The sequence below is a fragment of the Rhodococcus opacus genome, from assembly GCF_012396235.1.
Lineage (GTDB): Bacteria > Actinomycetota > Actinomycetes > Mycobacteriales > Mycobacteriaceae > Rhodococcus_F > Rhodococcus_F opacus.
The window spans coordinates 117411-143075 of sequence record NZ_JAAXPA010000019.1; the positions used below are offsets into that span (position 1 = coordinate 117411).

The following is a 25665-nucleotide window of genomic DNA, read 5'->3' on the forward strand; positions in this document are numbered from 1 at the left end:
TCCTCATTCCACCCCGAGTTGCAACAGATCTCCAGGTTGTCCACCGTGGTAGATCATCACCTCGACGCCGGGGTGCCGCTGCGAGATGTGATCGGCCAGTTCCGTGTCCAGCCCCTCCGGCGCCTCCGACCCCATCAGGAGCGTCACCAGTTCGCCACCCGCGCCGAGGACGAGGTCGACGAGCCGCCGTCCGGCCGCGACCGCGTCCGGTTCGATGACGATCACCTCGTGACCCATCAGTCCGATGCCGTCGCCCGGTTCGCAGGTGCCCACGTAGGTGAGGGCCCGTTCCCGGGCGATGCGCAACGATCCCCAGCGGGTGGCGGCGGCCGCCTCCGACATCGCGAACGCGTCGTCCACCGCCTCACGCTCGGGGTCGTGCACCGCCAGGGACGCGAGTCCCTGCACCATCGCGGACGTCGCGAGCAGCAGGACCTCGTGGCGGGCATCCCTCGCCGCGGCACTGACCGCGACGAGTTCCTGGGCCGTCAGCGCGCCGTTGGGGAGGACGAGCACCTCGGTGCGTCCCATCTGTCTGATGATGCCGAGAAGCTGGGCCCGGGTGACGGGGGCGTCATCGCACCGGAGGACGGTCGCGCCTTCGCTGGCGAACAGTTCGGCGGCGCCGTCCCCGGCCACGACGGCGACGATTCCCCGCTCCCCCTGATCCGGCCGGGTCCGGACCGGTGGAACGAGCAACCCCTGGTCCCGCGCATCCACGAGGAAGCTGCTGACCCGGATTCCGTGGATGCGTCCCGCCGACAGTCCGGCCTCCACGGCGGCGCCCGCGTCCGTGCAGTGCACGTGCACCGACCAGCCGCCGCCGCCGTCGCCGACGATCACGATCGAGTCCCCGAGGGCGTTCAGCGTGGTGCGCAACTCCCCCATGCGGTCCTCGTCGGACTCCGCGACCAGGTACATCACCTCGAAGTCCTGATCCGAGCCCTCGTCGCAGTCGGGTCCGGGTCCCGGATGCGCATGCGGGCCCTGCGACGCGGGCGGCGCGACAACGGGGACGGGCTCTGCGCGATGCGTGGACGGGGTGCGGCGCGGAACGTGGAGCGCGATCGGTGCGCGATCCGGCGGCGCACCCGTCACGGCCGTGACGAGAGCGTCGAGGATCACCACGAGGCCGAGTCCTCCCGCATCGACGACGCCCGCGGTGCCCAGCACGTCGAGTTGCGACGGCGTCCTGGTGAGCGCGGACGCCGCCGCATCCGCGGCTGCGCGTGCCGTGACCGCGATCGGCGCCTCGTCCGGGAACTCCGCCGCCGCGTCGGCCGCGCAGCGCAGCACGGTGACGATGGTGCCCTCCACCAGGTAGCTCACCGCGTCCGTCACCAGATTGGTGGCCATCAGCAGTCCGGTCCGGACCGTCCGGGTGTCGACGGCGGAGGTGACGGCCGCTTCCGCGACCCCTCGCAGCACCTGGGACAGGATCACTCCGGAATTCCCGCGCGCGCCGGCGACCGCGCCCCGAGCCAGGGCGATGGCAACCTGCCGGACGTCCTTGGTGCCGCTTGCAGTGCCCGCGTACTCGTCGATCGCACCCAGCGCCGCCCGCATGGTGAACAGCAGGTTGGTACCCGTGTCGGAGTCCGGGATCGGAAAGACGTTGAGGCTGTTGATCTCCTCGCACCGCTTTTCCAGACCCGCGACGGCGGTCCGCGCCCACGATTCGAGGACTCGACCGTCCATCGGGAGCTCAGGGGCCACTGTCGTCCTCTCCGGCCAGGGGAATGGGAAGGTGCCGTCAGACTAGTCGGGGGAAGATGATCGGGCCCGCGGTCCGAGCCCTTCGGGACCGGGTTTGGCCAATCCGCACTCGAGCGGCTACTCTTGCACGGTTGCCTCGTACAGGGCGCGCTTGCTGTGCCCTGTCTCCACGAGGCCAGCAAATTTCACAGTTCACTATCTTGAAGGAGTTCGCGACTATGGCTGCCGTCTGCGACGTATGCGCCAAGGGGCCCGGCTTCGGTAAGTCGGTCTCGCACTCGCACCGGCGTACCAACCGTCGCTGGAACCCGAACATTCAGACTGTTCGTGCCGAGGTTGCCCCCGGAAACACCCGGAAGGTCAACGTCTGCACCTCTTGCCTGAAGGCTGGAAAGGTTGCTCGGGGCTGACCCGACGCTGCGTGCGATGTCACTGCGCCCCCGACACTTCGGTGTCGGGGGCGCAGTTTTTTATGCCGCCGCACCTTGTCCGATTCGGCATCGTCGCAGCGCATCGGGGCACGTCGGGCACCGGCAGGGGCCCACGTAAGGTGCAACGGTGACTTCTCTCGATGGACTCAGCAAAGTACAGCTCGAAGACGGCGTCCTGCGCATCACGATCGCGACGGCGGAGAACGGCACCTCGCTGGACGGCGAGGGCATGGTGCAGGGTGCCCGGGCACTCGAAGCGGTCGGTGACCGAATCGGCAGCGTCCTCCTCGTCGGGGAGGGCCCGAACTTCTGCGCGGGCGGCAACGTCCACGCCTTCGCGTCCGCACCGGTGCGAAGCGAATACGTCGCCGAGGTGGCGCGCGTGTTCCACGAATTCGTTCGTGCGCTCGACGCCGTGACCGTTCCGGTGATCGCCGGTGTGCACGGGTGGGCTGCGGGCGCCGGTATGAGCCTTGTCTGCCTCACGGACGTCGCCATCGGCGGCCCGGGCACCAAGCTGCGCCCGGCCTACCCGTCCATCGGCTTCACCCCGGACGGCGGCATGTCCTGGACCCTTCCGCGCATCGTCGGCGACGCTCGCGCGCGCGAGATCCTGATCACCGACGCCGTTCTCAGCGGTGACGAGGCCGTCCGCCTGGGCATCCTCAGCCGCCTCGTCGGCGACGACGTCGTTCAGGACGAGGCACTCCGGCTCGCCCGCACGCTCGCTGCCGGCCCGACGCCGTCCTTCTCGGGGATCAAGACGCTCGTCCGCGCCTCCCGATATCGCACGCTCGCCGAGCAACTCGACGCGGAGGCCGCGTCGATCGCCACCGCGGCCGACAGCCCGGTGGGACGCGAGGGCGTCGACGCCTTCGTCGAGAAGCGGCGTGCCGACTTCTCGTCGGTGCAGTGAAGCGGCGTGCCGACTTCTCGTCGGTGCAGTGAAGCGGCGTGCCGACTTCTCGTCTGTGCAGTGAAGCGGCGTGCCGACTTCTCGTCGGTGCAGTAGGGAAATTCGCCGATTACGGCAGCTGCCAGTTCACCGGCTCGGCACCCAGTCCGTCGAGGAGTTCGTTCGCCCGGCTGAACGGTCGCGATCCGAAGAATCCGCGCGACGCGGACAACGGTGAGGGGTGGGCCGACTCGATGGTCGGCACGTCGCCGAGCATCGGTTTCAACGTGGACGCGTCCCGGCCCCACAGAATTGCGACGAGGGGTTCGGGGCGCGCCACGAGAGCGCGAATGGCCTGCTCGGTCACCGCTTCCCAGCCCTTCTTCCGGTGTGAGGCCGGGAGTCCGGGCTGCACGGTGAGAACCCTGTTCAGCAGAAGCACTCCCTGGCGCGACCACGGGGTGAGGTCCCCGGTGGTGGGTGTCTCGTAGCCGAGGTCCTTGCTGTATTCGGTGAAGATGTTGCCGAGGCTGCGCGGCACCGGGCGCACGTCCGAGGCCACCGAGAAACTGAGACCGACCGCGTGCCCGGGTGTGGGGTACGGGTCCTGACCCACGACCAGGACCTTGACCTCGGAGAACGGGTGGGTGAACGCCCGCAGGACGTTCTCTCCCGTGGGGAGGTACTCACGCCCGTCGGCGATTTCCGCGCGCAGGAACTCGCCCATCTCCGCGATCCGCCCGGACACGGGTTCGAGTGCGTCTGCCCATCCGGCCTCGACGAGGTCCGACAGCGGCGCCGCCATCAGTCGAGCCTGCGCAGCGAGTCGCGGTAGTAGGCCGCGTTCGCGGCGTACATCTTCACGTTCATCGCGAGGTGCCCCTCGGGAACCTCGTAACCCTGCCGGATCTTCGCGGGGACGCCGAGTGCCATGCTGCGCGGTGGAACCTCGAACTTGAACGGAACGACGGCGCCGGCTCCGACGACCGAACCGGCACCGATGACCGAACCGTTGAGCACGATCGATCCGGACGCGATCAGGCAGTGGTCGCCGATCGTGGATCCTTCGATGTGCGCGGCGTGACCGACGACGCACCCCGAGCCGATGACGGTGGGATCGACCATCGTGCAATGGATCACGGTGCCGTCCTGGATGTTCGTGTCGGCGCCGACGGTGATGGTGCCGTAGTCGGCGCGGAGCACGGCCTGTGGCCACACCGAGGTTCCTGCCGCCAGGGTCACGTTCCCGATCACCACGGCGTCGGGATGGACGTAGGCGTCCGGATGGATGTCGGGTTCGCGGTCCCCGAGCGCGTAGATAGCCATGCGTGCAACCTATACCGAGAAGCTCTGCCAGCCGCCGGCCCCCGGCCAGGTCTCGCCGTCGACCGAGATGCCGGACCCGTCGTGCACCGCGCCGATCGTCGTCCACCCCGCGGGGAGCGGGACGTCGGCAGGAAAGCTGGCGGCGAAGCCATGGTCCTCTCCCCCGGTGAGCACCCATTCCCAGTGGTCGGCGCCGAGAAGCTTCGCCGCCGCCACCAGTTCGGGTGAGACGGCCATGTGGGATCGGGTGAGGGACATTCCGACGCCGGAGGCGTCGCAGATGTGACCGAGATCGGCGAGGAGCCCGTCGGAGATGTCGGTCATGGCGTGGGCGCCCCCGTCCGCGGCGGCCCAGGCGGCGGAATACGGTGGAGTGGGGACACGATGTGCGGCGAGAAGATCCGGGAAATCCGAGGACCCGCCGAGCAGCAGCGCGAGTCCGGCCGCCGACCGGCCGAGTTCGCCGGCCACCGCGACGACGTCGCCCGGCAGCGCGCCAGACCGCCGGATCGGGCTCCTGCCACCCAGATCACCGAGGACGGTGACGGAAATCACGACCTGCCCGGCCTGCACGAGATCACCGCCCACGACGCCGGCCCCGAGTTCCTCGGCGCTCTCCCCGATTGCCGCCGAGATGCCGTCCGCCACGTCGATCGACGTGTCCGGCGGCAGGCCGAGGGAAACCAGGAAAGCGGTGGGGCGCGCCCCCATCGCCGCGACGTCGGCTGCGTTCTGTGCCACCGCCTTGCGGCCCACGTCTCGCGGGGACGACCAGTCGAGCCGAAAATGCCTGTCCTGCACCAGCATGTCGGCGGACACCGCCACCCGGCCGTCGGCCGCCCGGACGAGGGCGGCGTCGTCGCCGGGGCCGATCAGGGTGGACAGGGGCTGCACCCGTCCCTCCACCGCTCGGCCGATCACGGCGAACTCGCCGACGTCGGCGACGGTGAGGGGCGGGTTCGGGTCCGGGGAATCCGTCGGTGTGATGGTGTGCCTCCAGTGTCGGGTGGCCCGGGCAGCGGCCGTGGGTCCGGTCGACGGGATGTGCGACTGCGGTACCTTTTAGCTGTTGCCGGGACTTCTCGGCACGTGACCGATCAGCGCGCCGAAGCACCCGCGACTCTACCGAGATCATGCGGCGCGGAGCAGGGAAGGGCCGGAGCGAGAGTGCAAGCGTTCATCCTGATCCAGACCGAAGTCGGCAAGGCCGCGGCGATCGCGACCGAGATCGCGAAGATCACCGGAGTCCGGACCGCCGAGGACGTGGTCGGACCGTACGACGTCATCGTGCGGGTGTCCGCCGACGATGTCGCCCCCGTCGTCAAGGAGATCCGTCAGGTCTCCGGCATCACTCGCACCCTCACCTGCGACGTCCCCGAAAAGTCTGCGAACAAGAACTGAGCATGTCCGACCTCGAACCCGAACAGAACGCCCCCGCCGGCAACTCCGACCCGGTTCCCGGGGAGCGGCGCAATCCCGCACTCATCGCGACGGCCGTTGCGCTCCCCGTGGCCCTGGTCATCGGCATCGTCGTCGCGGCGGTGTTCGCCGGCCGGAACCCGGTGAAGGAACCCGTGTCGCTGGGCCCCGTGCCCGCGCCCGCATCCGGCTCCGCGGAGTGCGCCACCCTGATGGCGGGCCTTCCCGAGGCTCTGGGCGACTACACGCGCGCCGAACTCACCGAACCCGCTCCCGAGGCGACCGCCGCGTGGCAACCGGCCGAGGGCGAACCACTCGTCCTGCGTTGTGGTCTGGACCGCCCCGCGGAGTTCGATCAGGCTTCGCCGCTGCAGGTCATCGACGGAGTTCAGTGGTTCGAGATCTCGGGCGCGAGCGCCGGAATCGACGCGAGCAGCTATTTCGCCGTCGACCGCGGCGTGTACATCGGACTCACGGTTCCCACCGGGGTGGGACCGACGCCGCTTCAGGACATTTCCGGTGCGGTGTCGCAGGCGTTGCCGCAGCAACCCCTCGATCCGGCGCCCGTGGCGAATCCCTGAGCGCCGGACCGCGATTTCTCTAGCGGAGACCGACGCCGCGCGCAAGGGCGGTGTCGACCAGGGTCGAGACGAGGGCGCCGTAGTCGACGCCCACCGCACCCCACATGCGCGGGTACATCGAGATCGACGTGAATCCGGGCATCGTGTTGATCTCGTTGATCACCGGGCCGTCTTCGGTCACGAAGAAGTCCACCCGCGCGAGTCCCTGGCAGTCGAGCGCGGAGAACGCGCGCACCGCGAGTTCACGGATCTCTTCGCTGACCGATTCGTCGAGTTTCGCGGGCACGTCGAACTCGCACACGTCGTCGAGGTATTTGCTGTCGAAGTCGTAGAACGCCTCGTCGTCGCCTGCGCCTTCCGGCATCCGGATCTCGGCGATGACGCTGGCCCGCACGTCGCCGTCCGGGAACTCGAGGACTCCGCACTCGACCTCGCGGCCGACGATCCCGGATTCGACGATCACCTTCGGGTCGTGCAGACGGGCGTGGGTGATGGCGTCGTCGAGCGCGGCCCACTCGGCCACCCGGGTGATGCCGATCGAGGATCCGCCGCGGGCCGGCTTCACGAATACCGGGAGGTGGAGGCGGGACTTCTGTTCGTCGGTCAGCGTGGCGGTGCCGGGGCGCAGGACGACCTGGTACCCGATGGGCAGGCCTTCCGCGGCGAGCAGCTTCTTCGTGAATTCCTTGTCCATACCGGCAGCGCTGGCGAGCACGCCGGGACCGACGTACGGGACACCTGCGAGTTCGAGTAGGCCCTGGATCGTGCCGTCCTCGCCGTAGGCGCCGTGCAGGACGGGGAAGACGACGTCGACCGAGGCCAGGATCTTGCCCGCTTCGCCGTCGTCGAGGGCGACGAGGTCACCGGACCGCGTCGGGTCGGCGGTGAGGGCCAGTGCGGACCCGTCGGCATCGACGCTGGGCAGTGCCCGGCCGCGGATGGCCAGCGTCTCGGGGTCGGTGGAGCCGAGAACCCACGAGCCCTCGGTGGTGATGCCGATCGGCACCACCTCGTACCGTTCCGGGTCGAGGTTCCTCAGGACGCTTCCGGCCGACACACAGGACACGGAATGCTCGTTGCTGCGGCCACCGAAGATGACGGCTACCCGGGTACGCGGTTTACTCACGACACAAACCGTACCGTCGCCGTGACCCGCTCACCGCACCCACCTCTCCTCATATTTCCTTCGCCGACCTCACGACACGTCGGGTGCCGCACTCACAATGCGGACAGGGCTTGCTCGAGATCGGCGACGAGGTCTTCGGTGTCCTCGATTCCACACGAGATCCGCACGAACCCGTCGGGCACGGGGTCACCCCACCGGGCCCGGCGGTCGGCGCTGGTGTGGATGCCGCCGAAGCTCGTCGCAGGCACGAGGAGCTCACTTCCGGCCACGAGTCGGTGGAACTGTTCGGCGGAGTCCACCTCGAAGCTCACCAGCCCGCCGAATCTACGCATCTGACCGGCGGCGACGGCGTGCGCAGGATCTTCGGGCAGCCCCGGGTACCGGACACGGTGAGCCGCCGGGTGCGACTCGAGCAGGGCCGCGAGGGCCAGGGCGTTGGCGCACTGCCGCTCGAATCGCAGACCGGCCGTCCCGAGACTCCGGTGGGCGAGCCACGTCTCGAACGGCCCCAGCACCGTGCCCGACAGCGCCCTCTCGCGTTCCATTCCGGCCAGGAAGTCGGCGTCCGACGCGGCGATGTACCCCATGAGGAGATCACTGTGACCGCTCAAAGTCTTTGTGCCGCTGGCGACTACCACGTCGGCGCCGAGTTCGAGCGGCTGCTGGCCGAGTGGGGTGGCGGTCGTGTTGTCCACCACGAGAACTGCGCCCGCGTTGGCGCACTGCTCGGACACGGTGCGCAGATCCACCACGTCGAGGGACGGGTTGGCCGGAGTCTCGGCCACCACCACCGTCGTCCCCTCGGCGGACGCCAGCAGTGCGGCGGCCGCCTCGCCGGCCATGTCGGCGGTCCGCAGTTCGTGCACGGTGATGCCCATCGGCTCCAGGCGCTCCCGCGCGTACGCACGCACCTGGTAGTAACCGTCGGACGGAACGACCACGGTGTCACCGGCGGTGAGCAGACTCCGCAGCACGACGGTGACCGCCGACATCCCGGAGCCGACGACGAGTGCGCCCGCGGCGCCCTCGAGCGTCGCCAGCGCCGATTCGAGGTCGCGCCACCCCGGATTGGAGGCACGCGCGTAGGTGTCGGACTCGGTTCCCTCGTCCGCGCTCAGCTGATAAGGCGCAGCGAAAACCGGCCCCCTCTGCATCGGTGAGCCGGGAACATTCTCTGCGGCAACGGCTTTGACGCAGCGGGTGGAATCACCACTCACGAGTTCACTCCGGCTTCGTGCGGCGGCCGAGCAGCTGACCGATCGCGTCCTGCACCACGAGGCCCTCGTGGCACACCCGGTGCACGGCATCGGTCAACGGCATCTCGACGTCGTAACTGGCGGCGAGAGCCCGCACCGACGAGCACGATTTGACGCCCTCGGCGACCTGACCGTGAGTGGCCGCCTGGGCACTCTCGATCGAACCACCCTGGCCGAGGCGTTCACCGAACGACCGATTGCGCGACAGGGGCGACGTGCACGTCGCAACCAGATCACCCACTCCCGCGAGACCCGCGAGGGTGGCAGGTTTCGCACCGAGCGCTACTCCCAGCCGGATGATCTCGGCCAGACCGCGAGTGATGATGCTCGCAATCGTGTTCTCTCCCAAACCGATTCCCGACGCCATACCGCAGGCGAGGGCGATGACGTTCTTGCAGGCGCCGCCGACCTCGCACCCGATGACGTCCGAATTCGTGTACGGACGGAAGTATCCGGTGGCCGAAGCCTTCTGCAGTTCCAGCGCCCGCGTCGAATCCGTGCACGCGACGACCGTCGCCGCCGGCTGACCGATCGCGATCTCCCGGGCCAGATTGGGCCCGGACAGGACGGCGACCCGCCCCGGGTCTGCGCCGGTGACCTGGATGATCACCTGACTCATCCGCATGAGGGTGCCGGTCTCGATGCCCTTGGCGAGGCTCAGGAGGGTGGCGTTCTCGGGGATCATCGGACTCCAGACCTGCAGATTGTCGCGCAGGGACTGCGACGGCACCGCGAGAACGACGATGTCGGCGCCGTCGAGTGCGGCCCGCGCGTCGTCGGTGGCGGTCAACGACGGAGGCAGGGCGATGCCCGGCAGGTAGTCCGTGTTCTCGTGCCGCGACACGATCGATTCGGCGACCTCACCGCGTCGCGCCCACATGGTGACATCGGTCCCGGCGTCGGCCAGGACCTTCGCAAATGCAGTCCCCCATGAACCCGCTCCCAGTACCGCAGCCTTGCTCACACAGCCCCCTCGTCGTTCGTTACCCGATGCGTCGCCCACAGTATTGCCGATGCCGAGGTCGAGCGCCGCCCCGCCACCGAACTCGTTCGCTGCTCAGCGGCGACCGGGCGTCCGCAGCACCACCCCGCGCGGGCTGGCAAGATGTCCGCATGAGCACAGCGACCCGATCCGTGGCGCCGCGCGCGCACGTACTCGTCGCCGTGAAGGAACTCCACGCGGCCAAGACGCGGCTGTCGGGTGTCTTCGACACGGACGACCGCACCGGACTGGTGCTGTCGATGCTGCGCGACACCCTCGCCGTCGTCAGCGATGTCGCGACGGTCGTCGGTGTCACCGTGGTCACGCCGGACCCCGCGGTGGCGCGGCTCGCACGCAGCGTCGGCGCGCATGTCTACGCCGACCCCGCACCCGTTTCCACCGAAGACCGGCCGGACGAGGCCGGCACCGAGCACGGTCTCAATGCGGCGCTGTCGGCGGCGGCCGAGCACGTCCGCAGCAACGAGCGCGGAGTCGACGTCGTCGCACTCCAGGCCGATCTTCCGTCTCTGCGCGGAGGTGAATTCGGTGAAGCACTCGCCGCGGCGAGAACCGGCGGCAGGTCGGTGGTCGTCGACCATCACGGCACCGGAACCGCCGCACTGTTCTCCTGCGACCCGGAAATTCCGCTCGATCCCCGGTTCGGACCGGGATCGGCGAAGCGGCATCTCGAATCGGGGGCCCGTCCCCTCGACGGGCACTGGCCGGGTCTGCGGACCGACGTCGACACCGCCGACGATCTCGATGCCGCGCAGGCTCTCGGCGTCGGACCTGCGACGCGTGCCGCACTCGACGCGCTCGAACACACCGCCCCCTCGCGCTGCGGAAACGAGTAGGCAACGCACCGCGTGTGAATTTGCCCCATCGATTGTCCGCGGCCGAATTCTCGAGGGATGATCGTGGGGTGAGTAACCGAGAAGCACTCGACCAGCAGACCGACGTCGACGGAAAGAACGGAACCCGCGACGGCATCGTCACGGCGAATCCCACGAACGTTCCCATGGCGCCCCCCGCTGCCACGAGTGCCCTCACGAGCGCACTGACCGACGGACTCCCCGAAGATCGTTACCTGAACCGCGAACTCAGTTGGCTCGATTTCAATGCCCGGGTTCTCGCCCTCGCCGAGGACACGTCGCTGCCGCTGCTCGAACGCGCCAAGTTTCTCGCCATCTTCGCGTCCAATCTGGACGAGTTCTTCATGGTCCGCGTCGCCGGACTCAAGCGCCGCGACGAGACCGGGCTTTCCGTGCGGTCCGCCGACGGCCTCTCCCCCCGCGAACAGCTCTCGCTGATCGCGACCCGGACCCAGGAGATCTCGGAGAAGGCCGCACGGGTCTTCCTCGACTCCGTTCGTCCCGCGCTTGCCGCCGAAGGGATCTCCATCATCGGATGGGACGATCTCACCGACGACGACCGCGAGCGCCTGTCCGTGCATTTCCAGGACCAGATCTTCCCCGTACTCACTCCGCTCGCCGTTGACCACGCCCACCCGTTCCCGTACATCAGCGGCCTGAGTCTCAACCTCGCGGTGACGGTGAAGGATGCGGTCACCGGTGGCGAACACTTTGCGAGGGTCAAGGTTCCGGACAACGTGGGCCGGTTCGTCCGCGTCCGCCGCGACGAGACTCCCTCCTCCATCGACGCGTTCCTGCCGCTGGAAGATCTGATCTCCGCTCACCTCGACATGCTGTTCCCGGGCATGGAGATCGTGGAGCACCATGCATTCCGGATCACGCGCAACGCCGATTTCGAGGTCGAGGAAGACCGCGACGAAGATCTGTTGCAGGCGCTCGAGCGTGAGTTGGCCCGCCGCCGCTTCGGTTCACCGGTGCGACTCGAGGTCGCGGACGACATGACCGAGCACATGCTCGAACTCCTCCTGCGCGAACTCGACGTCGATCCCGGCGACGTCATCCAGGTACCCGGACTGCTGGATCTGTCGTGCCTCTGGCAGGTGTACGCGGTCGACCGACCCGCCCTCAAGGACGCACCGTTCGTCCCGGCAACGCATCCCGCGTTCGGCGAGCGCGAAACGCCCAAGAGCGTCTTCTCCACTCTCCGCGACGGCGACGTCCTGGTCCACCACCCGTACGACTCGTTCTCCACGAGCGTCCAGCGCTTCATCGAACAGGCCGCGGCCGACCCCCAGGTTCTGGCGATCAAGCAGACTCTCTACCGCACTTCGGGCGACTCCCCCATCGTCGACGCGTTGATCACCGCCGCCGAGGCGGGCAAACAGGTTGTGGCACTGGTCGAGATCAAGGCGCGATTCGACGAGCAGGCGAACATCAAGTGGGCCCGCAAGCTCGAGCACGCGGGTGTGCACGTGGTGTACGGACTGGTCGGGCTCAAGACCCACTGCAAGACGTGCCTCGTCGTCCGTCGCGAAGGGTCCACCATCCGGCGTTACTGCCACATCGGCACCGGCAACTACAACCCGAAGACCGCCCGGCTCTACGAGGACATCGGCCTGCTCACCGCGGCACCCGAGATCGGCGCAGACCTCACCGACCTGTTCAATTCCCTCACCGGCTACTCGCGGAAGACGCAGTACCGCAACCTCCTCGTCGCGCCGTACGGTGTGCGCCGGGGAATCATCGAGCGGATCGACGGTGAGATCGCGCACAAGCTGCGGGGCGAGGACGCCGGAATCCTGCTGAAGGCCAACGCCTTGGTCGACGAACAGGTGATCGACTCGCTCTATCGCGCATCCAAGGCCGGTGTGCCCGTCGATATCGTCGTGCGTGGCATCTGCGCCCTCAAGCCCGGAGTTCCCGGCCTGAGTGAGAACATCCACGTCCGGTCGATTCTCGGACGTTTCCTCGAGCATTCCCGCGTCTTCCATTTCCGCGGCGCCGACGAATTCTGGATCGGCAGCGCAGACATGATGCACCGCAACCTCGACCGGCGCGTCGAGGTCATGGCGCAGGTGAAAGATCCTCGACTCACTGCTCAGATAGGCGAGATCATCGATTCCGCGCTCGATCCCGTCACGCGGTGCTGGGTGCTCGGGGCCGACGGCCGGTGGGTTCCGTCGCCTGCCCACGGCGAGGAGGTTCGCGACCACCAGGAGGCCATGATGCGCAAACGAATGGGCACCGGATCCTGATCGCGGCGAATCCGCGGAAGAAGGAAGGAACTCGGTGAGCAGTTCACCCGGCAAACCGGTCAAAGCCAATATCTTCGCCGCGGGCGCCGTGCTGTGGCGAAAATCTCCCGGTAACCCCGACGAGATCGAGATCGCGCTCATTCACCGGCCCAAATACGAGGACTGGTCATTTCCCAAGGGAAAGCTCGACCCCGGCGAGACTGCCGTGGTGGCCGCACTGCGTGAGGTGGAAGAAGAGACGGGAATTCGCGGGCGTCTCGGCCGGCATCTCGGCGCGTTGACGTATCCGATTCCGGGCCACCGCCGATTGAAACGTGTCGAATACTGGGCGGCAGAAGCCCGTGCCGGCGAATTCGTCTCCAACAGCGAAGTGGACGAAATGCGGTGGCTTCCCGTATCCGAGGTCGCCGATCAGCTGTCGTACCCCATGGATCGCAAGATGCTCCGTCGATTCACGGCTCAGCCACCCGACACCGCGACCGTGCTGCTGGTCCGGCACGCCAAGGCTGGAAGCCGGAAACGGTACAAGGGTGACGACACCACCCGGCCCCTGGATGCGAACGGCCAACTCCAGGCCGAAGCGCTCGTCGCGCAGCTCGAGGCGTTCGGAGCCACGGACATCACGTCGGCCGACCGGACGCGGTGCACACAGACGGTCGAGCCGCTGGCACGCGCGTTGGACACGACCGTCCGGTTGGATCCGCTGCTGTCCGAGGAGAGTTACACCGCCGACCCGGTGGCCACTCGCACACGGGTCCGCAAGATCGCCGCTCTCGGCGGAGTTCAGGTGATCTGCAGTCAGGGTGGCGTCATTCCCGATCTGCTCGACTGGTGGGCGGAGATCGACGGCATCGCGCTTCCCCCGGCGCGGAACCGAAAGGCGAGCACCTGGGTGCTCTCGCTGTCCGGTGGCAAACTCATCGCCGCCGACCATATCGACAGTCCGCTGCCTCCCACCCGGAAGGACTGAGACCCGCCGACCGGAGTTCACCGGGACACCAGGCGAACACAGACAGGCGCCAACCCCCAGGGTCGGCGCCTGTCTGTGTTCGGGCAGTCCTGTGTGCGCTGTATTACTTGGCGCGCTTCGCGGGAGCCTTCTTTGCTGCGGTCTTCTTGGCTGCAGTCTTGGCCGGAGCCTTCTTTGCTGCGGTCTTCTTGGCAGCCGTGGTCTTGGCCGGAGCCACCTTCTTCGCCACGGTCTTCTTGGCAGCCGTGGTCTTGGCCGGAGCCTTCTTGGCCGCAGTCTTCTTGGCAGCCGTGGTCTTGGCCGGAGCCACCTTCTTCGCCACGGTCTTCTTGGCAGCCGTGGTCTTGGCCGGAGCCTTCTTGGCCGCAGTCTTCTTGGCGGCCACGGTCTTGGCCGGAGCTGCCTTCTTGGCTGCGGTCTTCTTGGCAGCCGTCTTCTTGGCAGCAGCCTTCTTGGCGGCGGCCTTGGTGGCGGGTGCCGCTGCACCGCGCTTGACTGCCGGACCGGTGGCCGGAAGCTTCTGGCCGCCAGCGATAACCGCCTTGAACTGAGCGCCCGGACGGAACGCCGGCACCGACGTCGGCTTGACCTTGACGGTCTCACCCGTGCGCGGGTTACGTGCGACACGTGCCGCGCGACGACGCTGCTCGAAGACACCGAAACCGGTGATGGTCACGCTGTCGCCGCGGTGCACTGCCCGGACGATCGTGTCCACGACATGCTCGACAGCTTCCGTTGCCGTGCGCCTGTCCGTGCCCAGTTTCTCGGTCAGAACATCGATGAGCTCTGCCTTATTCATTGAAATTCCTCCGCGAACTAATGGTCCATCATCGGACCGACTACGAACTACGGTAAACCTGAATACCGCAGGAGTCTATGTGCCACGCCAATTCTCATACAACGCGGCACCATTCTCAGGAACTTATTATCTGGGAGACAGGGCTCCGATTCCAACTTTCAGTCGGCCGGAGTGGGCTCCGGAAGAGTCGCAGGTTTCCAAGAAGGCCTTGACTTTTCGAACTCGGAAATGGCTTCTACCTGCCGCAATGTCAATCCGATGTCGTCCAGACCCTCGATCAGACGCCATCGCGTGTAGTCATCAATCGCAAAGGGCACCACGGTGGTTCCGGCCGTCACAGTCTTGTTCTCGAGGTCGACAATCAATTCGAGACCGGGTTGCTCGTCGAGCAACTTCCAGAGCAGTTCGACGTCCGACTGGGCTACCTGAGCGGCCAGCAGACCGGCCTTGCCGGCGTTGCCCCGGAAGATGTCCGCGAAGCGAGACGCGATCACGACCCGAAATCCGAAGTCGGATAGCGCCCACACGGCGTGCTCCCGGGAGGAGCCCGTGCCGAAATCGGGCCCGGCCACCAGAACGCTGCCCTTGTCGTACGGGGCGACGTTCAGAACGAAGTTCGGATCGTTCCGCCACGCGGCGAACAGACCGTCCTCGAAACCGGTGCGGGTCACTCGTTTCAGGTAGACCGCCGGAATGATCTGGTCCGTGTCCACGTTGGATCGCCGCAGCGGAACGCCGATACCTTTGTGTGTGCTAAAGGATTCCATCGAAAAATCTCCTAAATTCCTTGGGTCCTAGGCCAGATCTGTCGGCGCGGACAGTGTTCCCCGGACTGCGGTCGCGGCGGCGACCAGCGGCGAAACCAGGTGAGTCCGGCCGCCCTTGCCTTGACGGCCTTCGAAATTGCGGTTGGACGTGGAGGCCGAACGCTCGCCGGGCGCGAGCTGATCCGGGTTCATCCCGAGGCACATCGAGCACCCCGCCTGCCGCCATTCGGCGCCCGCGGCGGTGAAGATCTCGCCGAGACCCTCCTTTTCGGCCTGCGCGCGCACGCGCATCGAGCCCGGCACGATCAGCATCCGGACCCCGTCGGCGACGTGGCGGCCGCGCAACACGTCGGCCACGGCCCTCAGATCCTCGATCCGGCCGTTGGTGCACGAACCCACGAAAACTGTGTCGATCGCCACCTCACGCAACGGAGTTCCGGCTTCGAGACCCATGTAGGTCAACGCCTTCTCCGCGGCGTGACGCTCGCTCTCGTCCACGATCTCGGCCGGATTCGGCACGGCCTCGCCGAGCGGCAGGCCCTGCCCCGGGTTGGTGCCCCAGGTCACGAACGGCGTCAGCGAGCTCGCGTCGATGTGGACCTCGTTGTCGAAAACCGCGCCCTCGTCGGTCTTCAACTGCTCCCAGGCCTCCACCGCGGCGTCCCAGTCGGCACCCTTCGGCGCGTGGGGTCGTCCCTTGATGAATTCGTAGGTGATCTCGTCGGGGGCGATCATGCCTGCTCGCGCACCCGCCTCGATGGACATGTTGCAGACGGTCATCCGCGCTTCCATCGACATCTTCCGGATCGCTTCGCCGCGGTACTCCAGGACGTAGCCCTGGCCTCCACCCGTTCCGATCTTCGCGATGACAGCCAAAATGAGATCTTTACTCGTCACGCCTTCGGGCAATTCGCCGTCGACGGTGATCGCCATCGTCCGGAAAGGACGCAACGACAGCGTCTGCGTCGCCATGACGTGTTCGACCTCACTGGTGCCGATACCCATCGCGAGCGCGCCGAACGCGCCGTGGGTGGACGTGTGGCTGTCACCGCACACCACGGTCATGCCGGGCTGGGTGAGACCGAGCTGGGGTCCGACTACGTGGACGATGCCCTGATCGATGTTTCCCATCGGGTGCAGCCGGACACCGAATTCCTCACAGTTGCGCCGCAGCGTGTCCACCTGGGTCTTGGAGACGGGGTCTGCGATCGGCTTGTCGATGTCGACGGTGGGGACGTTGTGGTCCTCGGTGGCGATCGTCAGGTCGGGCCGGCGCAGTGGGCGCCCCGCCAGCCGGAGTCCGTCGAATGCCTGCGGACTCGTCACTTCGTGAACGAGATGCAGGTCGATGTAGATGAGGTCGGGGTTGTCTCCCTCACCCCGGACCACGACGTGGTCTTCCCACACCTTCTCTGCCAGGGTGCGTGCTTTCTCCGCCATCTTCTCCACCTCTGTGTGTCTTCTCGCACCGCGGGCTTCGGGCCGGTCCGCCGTGCGCCTGATGTCGTTACCCTCTTCCCGGACACGCACTCGACGTGAGGCGAAGGTGCGCTATGATCCCAGTATGCGAGAAAGTGGTATCGACCTATGAGACAGCATAGCGGCATCGGGGTCCTTGACAAAGCGGTGGGCGTGCTGCATGCCGTGGCCGAGAAGCCCTGCAGCCTCACCGAACTGTGCTCGCGCACCGGACTCCCCCGCGCCACCGCCCACCGGCTGGCCGTCGGGCTCGAGGTCCACCGCCTCCTGACCCGCGACTCCGACGGGCTGTGGTGCCCCGGTCCCGGCCTCGCCGAACTCGCTGCAACGGCTAACGATCCGCTCGTCTCGGCGGCGGCGCTCGTCCTTCCGCGATTGCGCGAGATCACCGGTGAGAGCGTGCAGCTGTACCGCCGGGAGGGCACGCAGCGCATCTGTGTGGCGGCGATGGAGCCGCCCACGGGCCTCCGCGACACCGTTCTCGTCGGGGCACGACTGCCGATGAGCGCCGGCTCGGGTGCCAAGGTCCTTCTCGCCTGGGCCGACCCACAGACTCAGCGCGCGATTCTTCCCGACGCGGCGTTCGGCGAACGCGTGCTGCTCGAGGTTCGCAGACGCGGCTGGGCGCAGAGCGCCGCCGAGCGGGAACCCGGTGTCGCCAGTGTCGCCGCACCCGTACGGGATGCCGGCGGCGCTGTCATCGCAGCGATTTCGGTGTCCGGACCCATCGACAGAATGGGCAGGCGCCCCGGCGCCCGGTGGGCGGCCGACCTGCTCGCCGCCGCGGAGGCGTTGCACAAGAGACTCTGACCACTCACGACCGCCGTTCACCGCGACAGGAGAAGCCGATGGGGAAGAACCAACGATCGCAGATCACGATGACGGATTCGGAGATCGCCGAATTCGTGGATCGGAGCCGGATCGCCACGCTCGCAACGGTGGCAGCGGACGGCAGACCTCATCTGGTCGCCATGTGGTACGCCGTGATCGACGGCGAGATCTGGTTCGAGACGAAGTCGAAATCGCAGAAGGCGGTCAACCTGCGCCGTGACGATCGGGTCACCGTCCTGATCGAGGACGGCCAGACGTACGACACCCTGCGCGGACTTTCCATCGAGGGCCGGGCGGAGATCGTGGAGGACCCGGACGCGATGTTCGCGGTCGGGGTCAGCGTGTGGGAACGCTACACCGGGCCCTACACCGACGATCTGCGTCCCGCCATCGATCAGCTGCTGTACAAGCGGGTTGTCGTGCGGATCGTTCCCGAGCGCATCAGGAGCTGGGATCACGCCAAGCTCGGCATGCCCGCGATGCCGGTGGGCGGGACCACGGCCGCGTACCTGGAGACGGCCGACCGCCGCGCCTGATCCCGGGCAGAAAAACGGGAGCATTCTCGGTGCCCTCGGCGTAGCTTCACAGAGTGAACCGACTACCCGAGGGAGTTCACCATGACTGACGCCAGTAACGAGGACACGAAAAAGAAATTCCGCGAAGCACTCGAGCGGAAGAATCATCAGGCCGGGCTGTCCACCGATCACAAGGACGGACATTCCAAGGCGCACGAGGCCCACGGGCCTGCCGACCACAAACGCGAATTCCGCCGCAAGACCGGATAAACGACACATCGTCCGGATAAAGAGAAACACCCTCCAATTTCTTGGAGGGTGTTTCTTTTTGTAGCCCCGACGGGATTCGAACCCGCGCTACCGCCTTGAGAGGGCGGCGTCCTAGGCCGCTAGACGACGGGGCCAGGAACTTTGTCTTGCTTTGGAAGCTCAGCAAGCATAGCTTCCAGAAGTTCGGAGTCAAAATCGGCCGAACTTCCGCTGGGGTACCAGGACTCGAACCTAGAATGGCGGTACCAGAAACCGCTGTGTTGCCAATTACACCATACCCCAATGGCCGTTCTCGAACCGCTGAGCTTCTGGGCTCTGCGGCCCGCCTCGGGCCGAAGAAGAGATTACCAGCCTACTGCCGGGATTTACCAAATCGTATGGTCAGAGGCTATTTTTGCACCCTTTTCGGCCCGAGAGCGGCGTTCTAGCCGGCGATGCCGGCCCGCGCAGAGCGCAGCCGGGACAACGAAACGTCGCGTCCGAGCAGTTCCATCGATTCATAGAGCGGCGGGCTGATGTGCGAGCCCGTGACGGCCACCCGCACCGGAGCGAACGCCTTACGTGGCTTGAGGCCCAGTTCGTCCACGAGAGCGGTCTTGAGGGACTCTTCCAGTGAGGCCGCATCCCACGCCTCGACTGCGTCCAGCGACGCGAGGGCGGCGTCCAGTACGGGTGCGGCGTCGGCGCCCAGGTTCTTGGCAGCGGCGGCAGGATCGATCGCGAAGTCGGCCTCGTCGACGAACAGGAACTTCAGCAGATCCCAGGCGTCGGACAGGACGACGATGCGCGTCTGAACCAATTCGGCAGCGGTCGCGAAGACGGACTCGTCCACGGTCTCCCCGAGATGGCCGTGGAGCGTCAGGAACGCGCGCAGCCGCGCGGCGAAATCAGCGGGCTCGAGCAGCCGGATGTGCTCGGCGTTGATCGCGTCGGCCTTTTTCTGGTCGAACCGGGCCGGATTGGAATTGACCTTGGAGATATCGAAGGCGGCGACCATCTCGTCCAGCGAGAACACGTCGTGGTCGTCGGAAATACCCCAGCCCAGCAGCGCCAGGTAATTCAACAGTCCCTCGGGGACGAAACCGCGATCGCGATGGATGAAGAGATTCGACTCGGGGTCGCGCTTGGACAGTTTCTTGTTGCCCTGCCCCATGACGAACGGCAGATGCCCGAACTTCGGAGTGAACTCGGCCACGCCGATCCGCTGCATCGCCTCGTAGAGGGCGAGCTGCCGCGGCGTCGACGACAGCAGGTCCTCGCCGCGTAGGACGTGTGTGATCTTCATCAACGCGTCGTCGACGGGGTTGACCAACGTGTACAGCGGAATCCCGTTGCCGCGGGTGAGGGCGAAGTCGGGAACGGTTCCGGCCTTGAACGTCGTCTCGCCGCGCACGAGGTCGTCCCACGTCAGGTCGTGGTCCGGCATCCGGAGGCGGACCACGGGTTTGCGGCCTTCGTCGAGGAACGCCTGCCGCTGCTCCGGTGTCAGATCACGATCGAAGTTGTCGTAGCCGAGCTTGGGATCGCGGCCGGCCGCCTTGTGCCGCTCCTCGACCTCCTCGGGTGTCGAGAACGACTCGTACGCCTCGCCCGCCGCGAGCAACTTCGCGACGACATCCAGATGCAGGTCCCGTCGCTGGGACTGGCGGTAGGGCTCGTACGGTCCCCCGACCTCCGGGCCCTCGTCCCAGTTCAATCCGAGCCAGCGCAGCGCGTCCAGGATCGCCTGGTACGACTCCTCGCTGTCACGGGCAGCATCGGTGTCCTCGATGCGGAACACGAACGAACCACCGTTGTGTCGGGCGAACGCCCAGTTGAACAGGGCGGTTCGGACAAGCCCCACGTGCGGGGTTCCGGTGGGCGACGGGCAGAAACGGACGCGAACTTCGCTTGTGGTCATGGCTCACTTGGGTCGACGCTGGGAAAACGGACTCCTACAGGCTAGTCCGCTCCCGATTTCGACACGAGAGCCGTCAGCGCTTGGCAGTCACCGGGTTGGTGAGGGTGCCGATACCACCGATGGTCACGCTCACGCTCTGACCGTCGACGATCGGACCGACGCCTTCCGGAGTGCCCGTGAGGATGACGTCGCCCGGGAGCAGCGTCATGACAGCCGACACCCATTCGATGATCTTCGGAATGTCGTGCAGCAGAAGCGAAGTGTTGCTCGACTGCTTCACCACCCCGTCCACCTCGGTGGTGATGTCGACGTCGGAGGCGTCGAGCCGGGTCTCGATCCACGGTCCCAGTGGGCAGAACGTGTCGTGCCCCTTCGCCCGCGTCCACTGCCCGTCCTGGCGTTGGTGGTCACGGGCCGACACGTCGTTGGCGGCCGTATACCCGAGCACCACGTCGAGAGCCTTGGCGGCGGGCACGTCCTTGCAGGGGCGTCCGATGACGACCGCGAGTTCTCCTTCGTAATGAACTTCATTGGAGGACTTCGGCAGGACGATGGCGGCGTCGGGGCCCACGATCGAGGTGTTGGGCTTGAGGAAGATCACAGGATCGGCCGGCGCCTCTCCCCCCATCTCGGCGGCGTGGGCGGCGTAGTTCTTTCCGATCGCGACGACCTTGCTCGCGAGGATCGGTGCCAGCAGTCGCACATCGGCGAGCGGCCAGCTCCGGCCGGTGAAAGTGGGGGTGCCGAACGGGTGCTCGGCGATCTCCTTCGCGATCCGGGACTCCTCGTCCCCCTCGATACTGACGAACGCAACACCATCGGGACTTGCCACTCGACCAAGACGCATGGCGCCGAGTCTATCGGCCCCGGTTCACCGCCGTACCGGGACGCCGCGGGACGCGGGGTATAGACTCCACACGATCCCCAATATATGAGAATTCAATCCTAGATATTGAGATGACATGACCGCATCGATCGACACGCCGTCCGCCGTCGGAACTGCCCGCAGATGGTGGATGCTCACCCTCGGGATGTTCGCCCAGGCCGCACAGGCGGTCTTCGTCAACGGCGTCGCCTTCCTGATCCCCGAACTCCAGGAGAACCACGGGCTCAGCCTCGCCCGCACCGGGCTCCTCGTCGCCGCACCCACCCTCGGAGTCATGCTGACGCTGATCGCGTGGGGCGCCCTGGCCGACCGCTACGGCGAACGCCGAGTGCTGGCCGCCGGAATGGCGGCCACGGCGGCCGCGGGAATCGGCGCGACCCTGTCCGGATCGCTCACGGCCACCGCGGCCTTCCTGCTGCTCGGCGGCATGGCGGCGGCCTCGGCGAACGCCGCGAGTGGGCGCGTCGTCGTCGGATGGTTCCCGCCCGAGCGCCGCGGACTCGCGATGGGTATCCGGCAGATGTCGCTGCCGCTGGGCATTGCCTGCGCTGCGCTGACGCTCCCCTCGGTCGCACACGACCACGGCATCGGATGGGCGCTCGCGCTGCCCGCCGCCCTGTGCGCGACTGCCGCGCTGGCCTGTGCACTCTGGGTGGTCGATCCGCCCAGGCCGAGCCGAAGCGCCGCGGAGGATCTCGGCATGCTCGCGAATCCGTATCGCGACAGCGGCACTCTGTGGCGCATCCACGCCGTCTCGGTGCTGCTCGTCGTGCCCCAGTACACGGTATGGACGTACGCGCTCGTGTGGTTGATCTCCGAAAGGCATTGGGAAGCAACGGCGGCAGGCCTGATCGTGACAGTCGCCCAGATCCTCGGCGCATTCGGCCGAATGGGAGTCGGTTTCTGGTCCGACGTGGTGGGCAGTCGCATGCGTCCGCTTCGCTGGGTCGCCGTCGCAGGCGGAGTGTCGATGGCGGCGCTCGCCGTGACGGATGCGATGGACTCGCCACTGGCGATCGCGGCGCTGTTGGCAGCGTCCGTCGCGACCGTGGCACCGAACGGCCTCGCCTTCACCGCCGTCGCCGAGATCGCGGGTCCGTTCTGGGGCGGACGCGCGCTCGGCGTTCAGAACACCGGTCAGTTCGTCGCGGCCTCGATCGTTCCCCCGGTGTTCGGCGCACTGATCGGAATCGTCGGCTTCCCGGTGACTTTCGCCATAACTGCGGGATTTCCGGCCGCCTCGATACCACTGATCCCCGTGGCCCGGTCCGAAGACCGGGCCACGGGGATCGAGGGAGACAAGATCGAATCGCGGTCCTAGAGGGCGGCGGCGATCCGGTCGCCGACCTCCGACGTGACGACCTTCGAGTCACCACGGGACGCCAGATCGGCCTCGACGGCAGCTTCGATGCGCGCAGCATCGCCGTCCCTGCCGACGTGACGCAGCAGCAGCGCCGCGGACAGGATGGCCGCCGTGGGGTCCGCGATCCCCTGGCCGGCGATGTCCGGGGCGCTGCCGTGCACCGGCTCGAACATCGACGGGTTGGTCCCCGACGCGTCGATGTTTCCCGACGCCGCCAGTCCGATGCCTCCCGTGACCGCACCCGCGAGGTCGGTGATGATGTCGCCGAACAGGTTGTCCGTGACGATCACGTCGAAGCGCGACGGATCGGTGACCATATAGATGGTGGCCGCGTCGATGTGGCAGTACGCCGTCTCCACGTCCGGGTATTCGGCGGACACCGTCTCCACGGCACGCGTCCAGATCGCACCGGCGTTGGAGAGGACGTTCGTCTTGTGGATCAGGGTGACGTGCTTACGCCGGGTCTGCGCGAGCGCGAACGCGTAACGCACCACCCGCTCGGCACCGAACCACGTGTTGATCGACACCTCGGTCGCGATCTCGTGCGGGGTGCCGACGCGGATCGCGCCACCGTTACCGGTGTACGGCCCCTCGGTGCCCTCGCGCACGACCACGAAATCGATGTCCGGCTGCGCCGCGAGCGGCGACTTCGATCCCGGATAGAGCTGCGACGGACGCAGATTCACGTGATGATCCAACGCGAATCGCATGTTCAGCAGCAGACCCCGCTCGAGCACACCTGGCGTCACCGACGGGTCGCCGATGGCGCCCAGCAGGATCGCGTCGTGCTCGCGGATCGCCGCGAGATCGGCGTCCGGGAGGAGTTCCCCGGTGGCGTTGTATCGACGGGCACCGAGGTCGTACTCGGTGGTCTCGAGATCGGGTACGAGCTTCCGCAGCACCTTCAACGCCTCGGCCGTGACCTCGACACCGATGCCGTCACCCGGAATGACCGCAAGCTTCATGAACGCCTCACTTCACATAGAGCTGTGCGCGTGCCACGACAACGGGGGTCGTGACACGCGCACAGTGGGGATTAGGCCAGGTTGACGAGCTCGATCTTGGTGGCGCCGACGGCGGTGGAGATCGCGTCCCGCACCTCGCTCGGCACCTCCCGGTCGACGCGGAGGAGGATGGTCGCACCCTCGCCTTCGGCGTCCTGGCTGAGCTGCGCAGCCTGGATGTCGATGCCGGCATTGCCGAGCTGCGTGCCGATCTTGCCGAGCGCGCCGGGCTGATCGGTGTAGTTGACCACGAGGTTGAGACCCTCGGCGCGCAGTTCGAAGTTGCGGCCGTTGATGTTGACGATCTTCTCGACCTGCTGGGGGCCGGTCAGCGTGCCCGAGACGTTGATGACACCGCCGTCGCCGAACACGGCGCGCAGGTCCACCACGCTGCGGTGGTTGGGGCTCTCGGCGGCCTTGGTGACCTCGGCCGTGACGCCGCGCTCTTCCGCGAGTGCGGGAGCGTTGACGAACGTGACCGCGTCCTCGATGACGGCGGAGAACACACCGCGCAGAGCCGAGAGCGCGAGCACCTCGACGTCCTCGGAGGCGAGCTCGCCGCGCACGTCGACGGAGAGGTTGACGGGCAGTTCACCCGACAGGGCGCCGATGAGCACACCCTGCTTGCGGACGATCTCGAGCCACGGGGCAACTTCCTCGCCCACCGCGCCACCGGACACGTTGACGGCGTCGGGAACGAAATCGCCTGCGAGAGCGAGCAGTACAGACTTCGCGACGTCGGTTCCGGCGCGGTCCTGAGCCTCGCTCGTGGACGCACCGAGGTGCGGCGTCACGACGACCTCGGGCAGGTCGAACAACGGGCTGTCGGTGCAGGGCTCGGTCTCGAACACGTCGAGGCCCGCGGCGCGCACGTGACCCGACTTGATGGCCTCGGCCAGCGCGGCCTCGTCGATCAGGCCGCCACGGGCAGCGTTGACGATGACGACGCCCTTCTTGGTCTTCGCCAGGTTCTCCGTGCCGAGCAGTCCCTTGGTCTCGGGAGTCTTGGGGAGGTGCACGGAGATGAGGTCGGCGCGCTCGAGCAGTTCGTCGAGGGTGACGAGCTCGATGCCGAGCTGCGCGGCACGGGCGGCCGACACGTAGGGGTCGTACGCGATGACGTGCGTCTCGAACGCGGCGAGACGCTGCGCGAACAGCTGGCCGATGCGGCCGAGGCCGACGACGCCGACGGTCTTGCCGAAGATCTCGACACCGTTGAATTTGCTGCGCTTCCATTCGCGGTCGCGCAGGGTGGCGTCGGCAGCGGGGATCTGGCGGGCGGTGGCGAGCATCAGCGCGACGGCGTGCTCGGCGGCCGTGTGGATGTTGGACGTCGGGGCGTTGACGACCATGACACCACGCTCGGTGGCGGCGGGTACGTCGACGTTGTCGAGACCGACGCCGGCGCGGGCGACGATCTTGAGCTTGGTACCGGCCGCCAGGACCTCGGCGTCCACGGTGGTGGCGGAACGGACGAGGATCGCGTCGGCCTCGGGCACCGCCGCGAGCAGGGCCGGTCGATCAGGTCCGTCGACCCATCGCACCTCCACACCGTCGCCCAATGCCTCGACGGTGGACGGCGCGAGCTTGTCGGCGATCAGAACTACAGGACGGCCTGGCTGGCTCACGTGCAAACTCCCTGAGTAGGTGGGTGTGGGGGTGTTTTAACCACACACAGCTTAGTCCGCCCTCACAGGGAAACCGCATCCTGGTCTGCGATACCACATAGTGGACGCCTGCAACAACGGAATCGGACACGAAACAACACCGGCCCAATGTCACATCGGGGGCCTCTGACGAGACCGATGCGACATCGGGCCGGTGGTTCGGTGGAACTGTAAAGCAGTGAAACCTAGGCGGTTTCGGTGATCGGGCGGTCGACCCAGCTCATCAGGTCGCGCAGCTTCTTGCCGGTGACCTCGATGGGGTGCTCGGCGTTGGCCTTGCGCAGGCCCTCGAGCTCGGTGTTGCCGTTCTCGACGTTGGCGACGAGGCGGCGGGTGAACTCACCCGACTGGATGT

General features: G+C 67.1%; 25 protein-coding genes, 2 tRNA genes and 1 pseudogene. 11 read left to right on the plus strand and 17 right to left on the minus strand.

Annotated features, from left to right (window positions below; translation table 11 throughout):
* Positions 1 to 3: 3 nt before the first annotated feature.
* A complete protein-coding gene (gene fakA, locus HGB39_RS24160) occupies positions 4 to 1698 on the minus strand; it encodes a fatty acid kinase ATP-binding subunit FakA (protein WP_054246968.1) in 1695 nt (564 codons plus the stop codon).
* A 236-nt stretch (positions 1699 to 1934) separates the two neighbouring features.
* Between fakA and rpmB the strand changes: the two genes are divergently transcribed.
* Together rpmB and HGB39_RS24170 are read left to right on the plus strand one after the other, a co-directional pair.
* Positions 1935 to 2126, plus strand: a complete 192-nt coding sequence (gene rpmB / locus HGB39_RS24165) for a 50S ribosomal protein L28 (protein WP_005240429.1) — start codon at positions 1935 to 1937, stop codon at positions 2124 to 2126.
* A gap of 148 nt (positions 2127 to 2274) precedes the next feature.
* On the plus strand, positions 2275 to 3063 hold the full coding sequence (locus tag HGB39_RS24170; protein ID WP_007296866.1) for an enoyl-CoA hydratase/isomerase family protein: 789 nt from the start codon (positions 2275 to 2277) through the stop codon (positions 3061 to 3063).
* Between the two features lie 109 nt (positions 3064 to 3172).
* Here the strand turns inward: HGB39_RS24170 and HGB39_RS24175 are convergent, their stop codons facing one another.
* Genes HGB39_RS24175 through HGB39_RS24185 form a run of 3 tightly spaced genes read right to left on the minus strand, consistent with a single transcriptional unit; the run spans position 3173 to position 5289 of the window.
* The gene (locus tag HGB39_RS24175; RefSeq protein WP_085999950.1) at positions 3173 to 3850 is read right to left on the minus strand and encodes a uracil-DNA glycosylase; all 678 of its coding nucleotides are present in this window, start codon (positions 3848 to 3850) and stop codon (positions 3173 to 3175) included.
* Complete coding sequence (locus tag HGB39_RS24180; protein ID WP_005561411.1) at positions 3847 to 4368, minus strand: gamma carbonic anhydrase family protein; 522 nt, start codon at positions 4366 to 4368, stop codon at positions 3847 to 3849. Before HGB39_RS24180 ends, HGB39_RS24175 begins: the two co-directional genes overlap by 4 nt.
* A 9-nt stretch (positions 4369 to 4377) precedes the next feature.
* Positions 4378 to 5289, minus strand: coding sequence for a thiamine-phosphate kinase (locus HGB39_RS24185; RefSeq protein WP_005561412.1), 912 nt, complete (start codon positions 5287 to 5289; stop codon positions 4378 to 4380).
* Positions 5290 to 5535: 246 nt separating this feature from the next.
* On the opposite strand from HGB39_RS24185, the gene HGB39_RS24190 reads away from it, so the two are divergent.
* A complete protein-coding gene (locus HGB39_RS24190; RefSeq protein WP_005240420.1) occupies positions 5536 to 5769 on the plus strand; it encodes an Lrp/AsnC ligand binding domain-containing protein in 234 nt (77 codons plus the stop codon).
* A 2-nt stretch (positions 5770 to 5771) separates the two neighbouring features.
* Positions 5772 to 6368 (plus strand): DUF3515 domain-containing protein, encoded by a 597-nt coding sequence (locus tag HGB39_RS24195; protein ID WP_005561414.1) that lies wholly within the window; start codon positions 5772 to 5774, stop codon positions 6366 to 6368.
* A 19-nt stretch (positions 6369 to 6387) separates the two neighbouring features.
* On the opposite strand, the gene HGB39_RS24200 is transcribed toward HGB39_RS24195, so the two are convergent.
* The 3 genes from HGB39_RS24200 to HGB39_RS24210 all read right to left on the minus strand — a co-directional run bounded on the left by HGB39_RS24200 (position 6388) and on the right by HGB39_RS24210 (position 9714).
* Positions 6388 to 7494 carry a D-alanine--D-alanine ligase family protein gene (locus HGB39_RS24200; RefSeq protein WP_054246964.1) on the minus strand — a complete coding sequence of 369 codons (1107 nt, stop codon included), beginning with the start codon at positions 7492 to 7494 and terminating at the stop codon, positions 6388 to 6390.
* A 92-nt stretch (positions 7495 to 7586) separates the two neighbouring features.
* Positions 7587 to 8711, minus strand: a complete 1125-nt coding sequence (locus tag HGB39_RS24205) for a cystathionine gamma-lyase (RefSeq protein WP_005561648.1) — start codon at positions 8709 to 8711, stop codon at positions 7587 to 7589.
* A gap of 4 nt (positions 8712 to 8715) precedes the next feature.
* The gene (locus HGB39_RS24210; RefSeq protein WP_005561650.1) at positions 8716 to 9714 is read right to left on the minus strand and encodes an NAD(P)H-dependent glycerol-3-phosphate dehydrogenase; all 999 of its coding nucleotides are present in this window, start codon (positions 9712 to 9714) and stop codon (positions 8716 to 8718) included.
* 170 nt (positions 9715 to 9884) lie between these two features.
* On the opposite strand from HGB39_RS24210, the gene cofC reads away from it, so the two are divergent.
* The 3 genes from cofC (at position 9885) to HGB39_RS24225 (ending at position 13829) form a co-directional block, all read left to right on the plus strand.
* Entirely contained in the window at positions 9885 to 10586 is a 702-nt protein-coding gene (gene cofC / locus HGB39_RS24215; protein ID WP_405135545.1) for a 2-phospho-L-lactate guanylyltransferase, read from the plus strand.
* Positions 10587 to 10654: 68 nt separating this feature from the next.
* Positions 10655 to 12859 carry an RNA degradosome polyphosphate kinase gene (locus tag HGB39_RS24220; RefSeq protein WP_005259445.1) on the plus strand — a complete coding sequence of 735 codons (2205 nt, stop codon included), beginning with the start codon at positions 10655 to 10657 and terminating at the stop codon, positions 12857 to 12859.
* Between the two features lie 34 nt (positions 12860 to 12893).
* On the plus strand, positions 12894 to 13829 hold the full coding sequence (locus HGB39_RS24225; RefSeq protein ID WP_005240406.1) for an NUDIX hydrolase: 936 nt from the start codon (positions 12894 to 12896) through the stop codon (positions 13827 to 13829).
* Positions 13830 to 13932: 103 nt separating this feature from the next.
* On the opposite strand, the gene HGB39_RS24230 is transcribed toward HGB39_RS24225, so the two are convergent.
* The 3 genes from HGB39_RS24230 to leuC form a co-directional block, all read right to left on the minus strand.
* Positions 13933 to 14628: an HU family DNA-binding protein gene (locus HGB39_RS24230; protein ID WP_065490485.1), complete on the minus strand. Its 696-nt coding sequence runs from the start codon at positions 14626 to 14628 to the stop codon at positions 13933 to 13935.
* 158 nt (positions 14629 to 14786) lie between these two features.
* On the minus strand, positions 14787 to 15395 hold the full coding sequence (gene leuD / locus HGB39_RS24235; RefSeq protein WP_005240402.1) for a 3-isopropylmalate dehydratase small subunit: 609 nt from the start codon (positions 15393 to 15395) through the stop codon (positions 14787 to 14789).
* 27 nt (positions 15396 to 15422) lie between these two features.
* A complete protein-coding gene (gene leuC / locus HGB39_RS24240; protein ID WP_025432333.1) occupies positions 15423 to 16844 on the minus strand; it encodes a 3-isopropylmalate dehydratase large subunit in 1422 nt (473 codons plus the stop codon).
* Positions 16845 to 16982: 138 nt separating this feature from the next.
* Here leuC and HGB39_RS24245 point away from each other — a divergent pair, with 138 nt between their 5' ends.
* From HGB39_RS24245 to HGB39_RS24255, 3 genes are all read left to right on the plus strand, one after another.
* Complete coding sequence (locus HGB39_RS24245) at positions 16983 to 17684, plus strand: IclR family transcriptional regulator (RefSeq protein WP_005240398.1); 702 nt, start codon at positions 16983 to 16985, stop codon at positions 17682 to 17684.
* A 38-nt stretch (positions 17685 to 17722) separates the two neighbouring features.
* Positions 17723 to 18241: a pyridoxamine 5'-phosphate oxidase family protein gene (locus HGB39_RS24250; RefSeq protein WP_005574162.1), complete on the plus strand. Its 519-nt coding sequence runs from the start codon at positions 17723 to 17725 to the stop codon at positions 18239 to 18241.
* Between the two features lie 81 nt (positions 18242 to 18322).
* Positions 18323 to 18490, plus strand: a complete 168-nt coding sequence (locus HGB39_RS24255; RefSeq protein WP_005240394.1) for a DUF5302 domain-containing protein — start codon at positions 18323 to 18325, stop codon at positions 18488 to 18490.
* A gap of 61 nt (positions 18491 to 18551) precedes the next feature.
* Here HGB39_RS24255 and HGB39_RS24260 read toward each other — a convergent pair.
* The 4 genes from HGB39_RS24260 to HGB39_RS24275 all read right to left on the minus strand — a co-directional run bounded on the left by HGB39_RS24260 (position 18552) and on the right by HGB39_RS24275 (position 21237).
* Positions 18552 to 18624: transfer RNA gene (locus tag HGB39_RS24260), tRNA-Glu, on the minus strand.
* A gap of 76 nt (positions 18625 to 18700) precedes the next feature.
* Positions 18701 to 18772: transfer RNA gene (locus HGB39_RS24265), tRNA-Gln, on the minus strand.
* Between the two features lie 142 nt (positions 18773 to 18914).
* Positions 18915 to 20390 (minus strand): glutamate--tRNA ligase, encoded by a 1476-nt coding sequence (gene gltX, locus HGB39_RS24270; protein ID WP_005574164.1) that lies wholly within the window; start codon positions 20388 to 20390, stop codon positions 18915 to 18917.
* Between the two features lie 73 nt (positions 20391 to 20463).
* Entirely contained in the window at positions 20464 to 21237 is a 774-nt protein-coding gene (locus HGB39_RS24275) for a fumarylacetoacetate hydrolase family protein (RefSeq protein ID WP_005574166.1), read from the minus strand.
* Between the two features lie 115 nt (positions 21238 to 21352).
* Here HGB39_RS24275 and HGB39_RS24280 point away from each other — a divergent pair, with 115 nt between their 5' ends.
* A complete protein-coding gene (locus tag HGB39_RS24280; protein WP_064080776.1) occupies positions 21353 to 22597 on the plus strand; it encodes an MFS transporter in 1245 nt (414 codons plus the stop codon).
* Here HGB39_RS24280 and HGB39_RS24285 read toward each other — a convergent pair.
* The 3 genes and pseudogenes from HGB39_RS24285 to HGB39_RS24295 form a co-directional block, all read right to left on the minus strand.
* Positions 22594 to 23604, minus strand: coding sequence for a 3-isopropylmalate dehydrogenase (locus HGB39_RS24285; RefSeq protein WP_005573989.1), 1011 nt, complete (start codon positions 23602 to 23604; stop codon positions 22594 to 22596). The two genes, HGB39_RS24280 and HGB39_RS24285, sit on opposite strands and share 4 nt — an antisense overlap.
* Before the next feature lie 71 nt (positions 23605 to 23675).
* Positions 23676 to 25271, minus strand: a complete 1596-nt coding sequence (gene serA, locus HGB39_RS24290) for a phosphoglycerate dehydrogenase (protein WP_005264744.1) — start codon at positions 25269 to 25271, stop codon at positions 23676 to 23678.
* 224 nt (positions 25272 to 25495) lie between these two features.
* Positions 25496 to 25665: pseudogene (locus HGB39_RS24295) on the minus strand (ketol-acid reductoisomerase); the annotation flags it as partial.

Excerpts from the sequence above, each read along its gene's own strand:
- HGB39_RS24195 (WP_005561414.1), top strand. The coding sequence starts at position 5,772 with ATGTCCGACCTCGAACCCGAACAGAACGCCCCCGCCGGCAACTCCGAC.
- HGB39_RS24280 (WP_064080776.1), top strand. The coding sequence starts at position 21,353 with ATGACCGCATCGATCGACACGCCGTCCGCCGTCGGAACTGCCCGCAGA.
- HGB39_RS24230 (WP_065490485.1), bottom strand. The coding sequence starts at position 14,628 with ATGAATAAGGCAGAGCTCATCGATGTTCTGACCGAGAAACTGGGCACG.
- HGB39_RS24180 (WP_005561411.1), bottom strand. The coding sequence starts at position 4,368 with ATGGCTATCTACGCGCTCGGGGACCGCGAACCCGACATCCATCCGGAC.
- HGB39_RS24255 (WP_005240394.1), top strand. The coding sequence starts at position 18,323 with ATGACTGACGCCAGTAACGAGGACACGAAAAAGAAATTCCGCGAAGCA.
- HGB39_RS24275 (WP_005574166.1), bottom strand. The coding sequence starts at position 21,237 with ATGCGTCTTGGTCGAGTGGCAAGTCCCGATGGTGTTGCGTTCGTCAGT.
- HGB39_RS24285 (WP_005573989.1), bottom strand. The coding sequence starts at position 23,604 with ATGAAGCTTGCGGTCATTCCGGGTGACGGCATCGGTGTCGAGGTCACG.
- HGB39_RS24245 (WP_005240398.1), top strand. The coding sequence starts at position 16,983 with ATGAGACAGCATAGCGGCATCGGGGTCCTTGACAAAGCGGTGGGCGTG.
- leuD (WP_005240402.1), bottom strand. The coding sequence starts at position 15,395 with ATGGAATCCTTTAGCACACACAAAGGTATCGGCGTTCCGCTGCGGCGA.
- gltX (WP_005574164.1), bottom strand. The coding sequence starts at position 20,390 with ATGACCACAAGCGAAGTTCGCGTCCGTTTCTGCCCGTCGCCCACCGGA.
- fakA (WP_054246968.1), bottom strand. The coding sequence starts at position 1,698 with ATGGACGGTCGAGTCCTCGAATCGTGGGCGCGGACCGCCGTCGCGGGT.
- HGB39_RS24250 (WP_005574162.1), top strand. The coding sequence starts at position 17,723 with ATGGGGAAGAACCAACGATCGCAGATCACGATGACGGATTCGGAGATC.
- rpmB (WP_005240429.1), top strand. The coding sequence starts at position 1,935 with ATGGCTGCCGTCTGCGACGTATGCGCCAAGGGGCCCGGCTTCGGTAAG.